The sequence below is a fragment of the Vibrio sp. B1Z05 genome (assembly GCF_052955985.1).
Map to the genome: position 1 here is coordinate 649,318 of NZ_CP130464.1, position 8,240 is coordinate 657,557.

Consider the following 8,240-nt stretch of genomic DNA (forward strand, 5'->3'; position numbering starts at 1 on the left):
GATTAAGCAACCCTTTTTCGTTTTACACTCTGCGCTATTATTCTTCGTCCTGCAAAGAACTCCACATTTGCGCGCACTTGATCGCTCGTTGCCAGCCTGCGTAGCGTTTAGTACGTTTTTCACTGTCACAAAGTGGGTGATAACGCGTTTCTATTTCAGAGCGAGCTTCCAGTTCGGATAAATCCTTCCAATAGCCAACACTTAACCCCGCTAAGAAAGCGGCGCCCAATGCCGTGACTTCGGTCAATTGCGGGCGTTGCACTTCGCAATTTAACAAGTCTGATTGAAACTGCATTAAGAAATTATTTCGCGCCGCTCCCCCATCCACACGTAAACTACTTAGCTCTATACAAGAGTCGGCTTGCATGGCATGAATGACATCATAAGTTTGATAAGCAATACTTTCTAAAGTAGCGCGCACGATATGCTCGGCACTGGTGCCACGCGTGAGCCCTACCATAGTGCCACGAGCGTACGGGTCCCAGTACGGTGCGCCTAGACCAGTGAAAGCAGGCACAACGTATACGCCATCAGAGGAATCCACCTTGTTGGCGTAATATTCAGAATCTTTAGATTCATTAAGCAGTCGCAATTCGTCTCTTAGCCACTGAATAGAGGCTCCTGCCATAAATACGGCCCCTTCAAGGGCATAACAAGGCTTTCCTTCGGCGTCGCAAGCCAAGGTGGTAAGCAAGCCGTGTTGCGAGTCCACCTTTTGCGAGCCAGTGTTCATCAATAGGAAACAGCCAGTACCGTACGTGTTTTTTACCTGACCTGGATTGACACATCGATGCCCAAACAATGAGGCTTGTTGATCGCCTGCAATGCCCGCCACTGGAATTCGTATCTCGCTATTTTCACCAATACAGGTTTCACCAAACAAACTCGACGATGGTTTAACTTCTGGAAGCATAGATTTTGGAATATCCAGCAATTTAAGAATGTTCTCATCCCACTGCATGGTATTGATATTAAACATCATAGTGCGAGAGGCATTGGTGTGATCGGTGGCGTGCACTTTACCGTGAGTCAGCTTCCACAATAACCAAGTGTCTACCGTACCGAATAGCAATTTATCATCGTCGGCTAGGACTCTTGCACCTGCTACATTGTCTAAAATCCATTTGATTTTACTGGCGGAAAAATACGGGTCTAAAACCAAACCTGTCGCGGTTTTTATGTACTCTTCCCAGCCTTGCTCTCTTAGCTCTTTGCACAATTGACTGGTGCGGCGACATTGCCAAACAATGGCGTTATAAATAGGTTTGCCGGTCTCTTTGTGCCATACAATGGTGGTTTCACGTTGATTGGTAATGCCAATTCCTGCGACATCTTCTGGCGTAATAGAAAGCTTATCTAATACATCAATTAATGTGGAACGTTGCGATGAATAGATTTCCATCGGATCGTGCTCAACCCAACCTGCTTGCGGATAATACTGAGTAAATTCTCGTTGTGATTGAGCAACAATATTGGCTTGTGAGTCAAACACTACCGCACGAGAACTGGTAGTGCCTTGGTCTAAGGCGACAATGTAAGAGCCTGTGGCCATAGTTAATATCCTACTTAATTCGATTCAAAGAAATCATACCAATCACACTAAGTAAGTGATCAGAACTAGCGCAGGAAAAATGCTCGAGAACAAGGCAGAATTTTTCGATAAGTAGTTATTCTACAATCAAAAATTCTAACGCCGTTATCGAGCATTTTAACAAGCTAGAATGACCAGTTATTTAGTACGATTGGTATCATACTCAACATTATGGCAATTACGTGAGTGTCGAGATCGAGTTTTGCACTAAAAAAACGCTTAAATTGTCATTTGAGGCGCGGTAGCTCATAGTGTTTATTCTACTTATTGCACTAAATTAGTTCAGGTGCACCAAATAGCGCCACATAGTGGTGCAAAAGCACGCTACACAAGAGCAAAACCCCTATTAAACAATAGATTGGTTTTTGGAACAGTTTTTGCTTATTAAACTTAGTACCCAAAAATAACAAGGAAGTGTCGTCATGCAAGATACATTAACCGTCATTTTAGCCGGAGGCATGGGTTCTCGACTTGCACCCTTAACTCAAGACCGTGCCAAGCCAGCGGTTCCCTTTGGCGGAAAATACCGCATTATCGATTTCACGCTCAGTAACTGCCTACATTCTGGGCTACGTCGCTTATTGGTTCTGACTCAATATAAATCTCACTCTCTACAAAAACATTTGCGTGACGGATGGTCCATTTTCAATCCAGAGCTGGGTGAGTACATCACCGCAGTTCCCCCACAAATGCGCAAAGGTGACGCTTGGTACGAAGGAACGGCCGACGCTATCTATCAAAACCTGTGGCTACTATCGCGCAGTGAAGCTAAGCACGTGGTGGTGCTGTCTGGTGACCATATTTATCGTATGGACTACCAACCTATGTTAAAGCAACATAAGAAAACCAATGCTGCGTTAACGATCGCTTGCATGGAAGTTCCTGCCCAAGAAGCTAGCGCCTTTGGTGTGGTAGGTGCAGAAGCAGACGGACGCATTGTATCCTTTTTGGAAAAGCCTGCCGATCCGCCAACTCTTGCGGATAACCCAAACAAAAGTTTGGTTTCCATGGGCATTTATATTTTCTCAATGGAAGCTTTGGTAGAGGCGTTAGAGGCGGACGCTGATATTGATACGTCCAGCCATGACTTTGGACACGACATCATCCCTAAGCTTATCGACGCTAAAGGGGTTTACGCTTACCGATTTGGCTCTGAAGAAGGCCGAGTGTCGCAAGACGTATATTGGCGTGATGTAGGTACGGTTGACTCGTTTTATCAAGCCAATATGGATTTACTTGATCCGGTTCCGCCTATCGATCTTTATCAAGATGATTGGGGTATTCGCTCTTACGAACAGCAACGACCACCATCAAGAACCGTCCCCTCTGTCACGGGAAATCAAGGTATCTCTATTAACTCCATCGTTGCCAATGGCGTGGTGATTAGCGGCGGCTCGGTACAACGTTCCATTTTATCGTCCAACGTTAAAGTCAGCGATGGCGCCACCATAATGAACAGCATCTTGTTTGATGATGTTAAAATTGGCGAGCATTGCGAACTAAGAAACTGCATTATCGATAAGCATGTCACCGTACCTGATGGCACCAAAATTGGTTATGACATACAAGCTGACAGAGAACGATTTACTATTTCCGAGCAAGGTATTGTCGTCGTCCCGGAAGGCTATCACTTCGGATAATTCGGTGCACTAAACGCGCCTTACCAAATCAAACCTTGGGGATCATTCTCCACCTCCGCAATCAGTTGGTGGAGCTGGTTTCCAAGGGTTTCGATTGCTGGATGTGTATGCCAACCTTCAAACATGTCGTGTTGATCTCGATGCGCTATTAATAACGTCCACGCCTTGTCACGAATGAGAATTTTCGCCACCAAATAGCGATGATCGGCTTGTTTAGAATCTAACTTAAATCGAGTGTGGTAAAACTCAATACCCGTATCGGACAATTCAAATTCAGCCTTACTCAGTTCAACACACACATTGTGATTACGCGAGCAACACGCATCACTGGCCAGTTTGATTATTTGCCGTTGCTCCATTTCAGATAGCTTCATGGTGTACCTCATAATTTGACGTTGCACACTTGCTGACAAAAACACCAAACAATCGCATAAAAATGTTACGCATTGGTCATTTAGTGTCACTAATTTGTAATACAATCGTCTTACTCTGTGCAATATCTGTAATTATAGTTTGAAGAAGGATGAATATGTTTAGAGTAATTATCACGGCAATGGTCTGCCTGATACTGAGTATAGCGAACGTACACGCAGCTCAAGTGAATATCAGTGGTTCTACCTCGGTAGCGCGAGTGATGGATATTTTAGCCGAGAATTTTAACAACACGCATAAAGATACTTATATCGCAGTGCAAGGTGTTGGCTCTACAGCAGGGATTTCTTTAGTTAAGAATAATGTCGCTGAAATTGGTATGAGCTCTCGACTATTAACCGAAAGAGAGTATCAAGACGATTTAGTGGTCTTGCCTTTTGCCTACGACGGTTTAGCCGTTGTTGTGAACCAACAAAACAGTGTCGATAATATTACCCGTGAACAACTCTTTAAAATTTATACGGGCAAAATTACCAACTGGAAAGAGATTGGCGGAGCCGATCGTCCCATTGCTGTGGTGACTAGAGAAACGTCTTCAGGTTCTCGTTACGCATTTGAAGACCAAGTTGGCCTAACTCGCGTGCTAAACGACCGCCGTGTTTCAACTATTAGTCAAACAAGCTTAGTGGTTAGTACCAATAGCATGATGAAAACCTTGATCAGCTACAACCCGCAAGCGATCGGATTTATTAGCATGGGGTCTATTGACGCTTCTGTTAAACCACTCAACTTTGACGGTGTTGTGCCAAATTCGGTTAACTTACTGAACAAGAGTTACGAACTAGCGCGTCCTTTTTTGATCTTCCATCATAAAGATCTAAAAGACGAAGCAGCATTGCAGTTTGCCAAGTACGTTACCTCTAAAGAAGCCAGCGCTATTATTGAAAATCAGGGCTATACCGCTCATTTAAATAAATAACGCTAGCTGTATTAGTACATATAAAAATGGCCAAAGCTAAGCTTTGGCCATTTTTGATAATCTGTTGTTACGCTATCGATTAAAAGTATAAACGAATCACCGATTCAGCCACACAAGCAGGACGACGTACGCCTTCAATCTCCACTTTCAGTTCACGAGTGATCTCAAGACCTTTTTGAATAGGCGTCACTTTCACTAAACTGCTACGAGCGCGAATGTTGCTCCCTACACGAACAGGATAAGGGAAGCGAACACTGTTCATCCCCATATTAACGGTCACTTTAGCGGTAGGAAACAAAGGTTTCTCAGGATCAACAGCATCTGACAAACGAGGCAGTAGTGCCAAAGTAAGAAAACCGTGCGCAATAGTCGATTTAAAAGGAGACTCTTGCTGTGCTTTTTCTGGATCGGTATGGATCCACTGCATATCTTCAGTCACTCGACCAAACGCATCGACACGTTCTTGATCAATGCTAAACCAGCTTCCCACGTGCAACTCTTCGCCAATTTTTTGCGATAGCTCTAAATACAGCGCTTCCGCCTCAGGCTTCATCTCGATGATGTCTTGAGTGGGATTAGCTACTTCTTCATTTACTGCCGGCTTTTGAAAATCTTTCCCCCACGCGCGAAAAATGTGCTGTGCATGGGCACGGCTCACTAATTCACTCCAATACTCTCTAAGAGAAGGGGACATCTTATCCATAAACTCCATATGATGTCTCGAAAGAGATCCTCGTTTGTGTTTAAGAATATCAACAACTTTCATGCACGCTCCAGTGAAGCTTTGGGTAGCTATAGGGGCTCGATTTTGAACTAAATCACATTTTAACTCAACATGTGAATGTTGCCTCATGGCAAATTAGTAAGAAAAATCAAGATTTCACCTCTAATTATGCACAATTTCCGAGCATTAATGAAATATTTTATACATATTGACGCATATCGATAACACTAAACATTTGTTTTAACGCGAATAAATGTACCTTTAGTGTAACAACTCGTTTTGATACTTAAACCTCACTGTTTAAAAACGCCATCACAAAATTAACGGTCTCAAAAAGTGATCATCAATATTGACATCGCCTTAAAACCACAACTAATGTCGCCAAAATCACAGCCTATTTGGGTAACTTTGTGGTTAAAATCCATGATTAGGCAAAAACTACGAATTATTTACGCAACGCATTTAATTTGGCTTGAGCAATGCCATAAATGGTATCAATCGGATAACTGCCTTCATCACTAGGTGTGCCCGCCTCTTTACCGGTAAATAATTTAATCGCATCAGAGACATGCTCTATTGCCCAAATATGAAATTCCCCTTTATCAACCGCCTGTAAAATATCGGCGCGTAACATCAAATTATGTACATTGGATTGCGGAATTATCACGCCTTGGGTTGGCTTGCGTCCCTTAATTTTACATACGTCAAAAAAGCCTTCTATTTTCTCATTCACTCCACCGATGGGCTGCGCTTCACCAAACTGATTCATTGAACCCGTAATCGCAATATCCTGCCGATTTGCTTGTTTTGAAAAGGCAGAAACCACAGCACAAAACTCAGCCATACTGGCGCTATCACCATCTACGCCGCCATAAGACTGCTCAAAGGTAATATTAGTCGTTAAGGGTATTTTAGCGGTTTTACCAAAAACCGACGAAAGATAGGCGGTTAATATCATCACCCCTTTGGAGTGAATACTGCCTCCAAGATCAACATTACGTTCAATATCAATCACTTCACCACTACCAAAAGAGGTGGTCGCGGTAATACGGTTAGGCGCACCAAACATATGATCACTAGTGCTAAGTACAGAAAGTGCATTAACTTGCCCAATAGCGTCACCTTGGACACGAATTAAGGTAGTGCCATTGACAAAGGTTTCCATGACATTTTCTTGCAGGCGACTGACCCTAGAAAGTTGATTTAACAATGCTTTCTCAACATGAGTAGCACGTATAATGTTTGCCTTGGCACTTCTGGCAATGTAGTTTGCTTCACGTAATAGGTTAGCCGTATTGGCTGAATGCAAGGAGATCTTATTTTGATCTGCGGCCATTCGTGAGCAGTGTTCGATAATGCGCGCAATGGCTTTTTTATCGCAATGCAGCAGTTTATTGTCGTGCACTATGCTGGAGATAAATCGACAATAGTGCAGCTCTGAGTCACGATCTCGTTTCATTTCATCTTCAAAATCGGCAGTAACTCTAAATAGCTCAGCAGATTCTGAATCGTAATGCTGCAATAATTGATAAGTTCGATAATCACCAAACAAAATAATTTTGACATCTAAAGGGATTGGCTCAGGATCAAGCGATACTGCACCTGTCATTGTGACCTGCTTCTCTAGCGCCGTTAAGCTGAGTTCTTTAGAGCGCAAAGCACGTTTTAATCCATCCCACACATAAGGCTGTTCAAGCACTTTCACCGCATCCATCAGCAGCACGCCGCCATTAGCTTTATGCAAAGCCCCTGCCCTGATTAATGAGAAATCGGTGAACACGGTACCTTTGAAAGTGGCCGTTTCTACATAGCCAAACAGTGAATGATAGTTTGGACTCTCTTCAATGATGATCGGTAGCTCATCTTTAGGCTGCGAAACAATCACATTGACTTTATAACGACGCGGCAGCTTTTTATCTAAAGATGCGGTGGCAATTTCACCTTGTTCATCGCCTTCTTCGAGGAAAATATCCACATTTTCGACGATATCAGCTTGAAGATCGGCTAAATGCTGTTTCACCTCGCTATGTTTTTTATATTTAGCTTTTAATGCTTTGATAAAGTGCCCAATAACACCTAACGTCACATCCGCATTCAACTTCTGAATTTTATCGGTAAATTGCTCTTCCCATTCCGTAAGATCGCGAATGATGTGCCGTAGAGACACTTCAAGAGTATCAATGGTTTTATCAAACTTTGCTTGTGTCTTTTTATCCAATAACTCGAAGGAAGCTTCGGTGTACGGTTCCTCTCCATCCAGCGCGACAAATTGATAATCACCTTGCGCAGTGATGGTGAGACTGACGCTCTCTTCTTTGGCTTTTTTGGTTAATGCTTCAAGGGCGGTCGCTTGCTTAGTCGCTAATTGGTTTTTTAAACGATCTGCACGCGAGAAATACATTTCGTTATCAAAAGCCAGTGGAATCGCCTTTAATAACTTGGTCATTAATTTATCGATATCCGTGCGCAAACTTTGCCCTATACCACGAGGCACTTTTAGCACTTTTGGTACGCGTATATCTTCAAAATTGGCGACATAGCACCAATCGTATAATTGGTGCTGATCAAAGGGATGACGCTTTAGGTATCGCAGTATCATGGTGCGCTTACCCAAACCATTGCGGCCAATGGCATAAATGTTGTAGCCTTTTTCACGAATTGACATGGCAAATTCGACCGCTGATTGCGCTCGCTCTTGGCCTACAATTTCATCAATCGGTGGAATGTCTTTGGTTGATTTGCTAGAGAGCAGATTTAAGTCAGCATCACGATAAAGCGCTGCAGAGGGTAAAGAAGATATAGCCATAGTCACCTCAATGTGAGAAATGGTGAATGATTACTGTCAGTGTAATGCCCAACGAGAGCCCCAAATGTACGACACGTAAGATGTACGAGACCTAAAATGTGATACACCAAACTATTGGTTATCAATAC

At 43.1% G+C, this 8,240-nt stretch carries 6 protein-coding genes; 2 read left to right on the forward strand and 4 right to left on the reverse strand.

What is annotated here, in order from left to right:
* Positions 1-37: 37 nt before the first annotated feature.
* Complete coding sequence (gene glpK, locus QV280_RS15790; RefSeq protein WP_152820005.1) at positions 38-1,552, reverse strand: glycerol kinase GlpK; 1,515 nt, start codon at positions 1,550-1,552, stop codon at positions 38-40.
* A gap of 461 nt (positions 1,553-2,013) precedes the next feature.
* Between glpK and glgC the strand changes: the two genes are divergently transcribed.
* Positions 2,014-3,231 carry a glucose-1-phosphate adenylyltransferase gene (glgC, locus tag QV280_RS15795; RefSeq protein WP_152820006.1) on the forward strand — a complete coding sequence of 406 codons (1,218 nt, stop codon included), beginning with the start codon at positions 2,014-2,016 and terminating at the stop codon, positions 3,229-3,231.
* 20 nt (positions 3,232-3,251) lie between these two features.
* On the opposite strand, the gene QV280_RS15800 is transcribed toward glgC, so the two are convergent.
* Entirely contained in the window at positions 3,252-3,605 is a 354-nt protein-coding gene (locus QV280_RS15800; protein WP_023403092.1) for a DUF3024 domain-containing protein, read from the reverse strand.
* 155 nt (positions 3,606-3,760) lie between these two features.
* Between QV280_RS15800 and QV280_RS15805 the strand changes: the two genes are divergently transcribed.
* Complete coding sequence (locus QV280_RS15805; protein WP_023403091.1) at positions 3,761-4,582, forward strand: phosphate ABC transporter substrate-binding protein; 822 nt, start codon at positions 3,761-3,763, stop codon at positions 4,580-4,582.
* Positions 4,583-4,661: 79 nt separating this feature from the next.
* Here QV280_RS15805 and QV280_RS15810 read toward each other — a convergent pair whose 3' ends face one another.
* Positions 4,662-5,348, reverse strand: coding sequence for a MaoC family dehydratase (locus tag QV280_RS15810; RefSeq protein WP_023403090.1), 687 nt, complete (start codon positions 5,346-5,348; stop codon positions 4,662-4,664).
* A gap of 403 nt (positions 5,349-5,751) precedes the next feature.
* A complete protein-coding gene (locus QV280_RS15815) occupies positions 5,752-8,112 on the reverse strand; it encodes a Lon protease family protein (protein WP_152820007.1) in 2,361 nt (786 codons plus the stop codon).
* Positions 8,113-8,240 lie beyond the last annotated feature (128 nt).

What these genes read in the sequence shown, in the direction of transcription:
- glpK (WP_152820005.1), bottom strand. Translation starts at nt 1,552, where the DNA reads ATGGCCACAGGCTCTTACATTGTCGCCTTAGACCAAGGCACTACCAGT.
- glgC (WP_152820006.1), top strand. Translation starts at nt 2,014, where the DNA reads ATGCAAGATACATTAACCGTCATTTTAGCCGGAGGCATGGGTTCTCGA.
- QV280_RS15800 (WP_023403092.1), bottom strand. Translation starts at nt 3,605, where the DNA reads ATGAAGCTATCTGAAATGGAGCAACGGCAAATAATCAAACTGGCCAGT.
- QV280_RS15805 (WP_023403091.1), top strand. Translation starts at nt 3,761, where the DNA reads ATGTTTAGAGTAATTATCACGGCAATGGTCTGCCTGATACTGAGTATA.
- QV280_RS15810 (WP_023403090.1), bottom strand. Translation starts at nt 5,348, where the DNA reads ATGAAAGTTGTTGATATTCTTAAACACAAACGAGGATCTCTTTCGAGA.
- QV280_RS15815 (WP_152820007.1), bottom strand. Translation starts at nt 8,112, where the DNA reads ATGGCTATATCTTCTTTACCCTCTGCAGCGCTTTATCGTGATGCTGAC.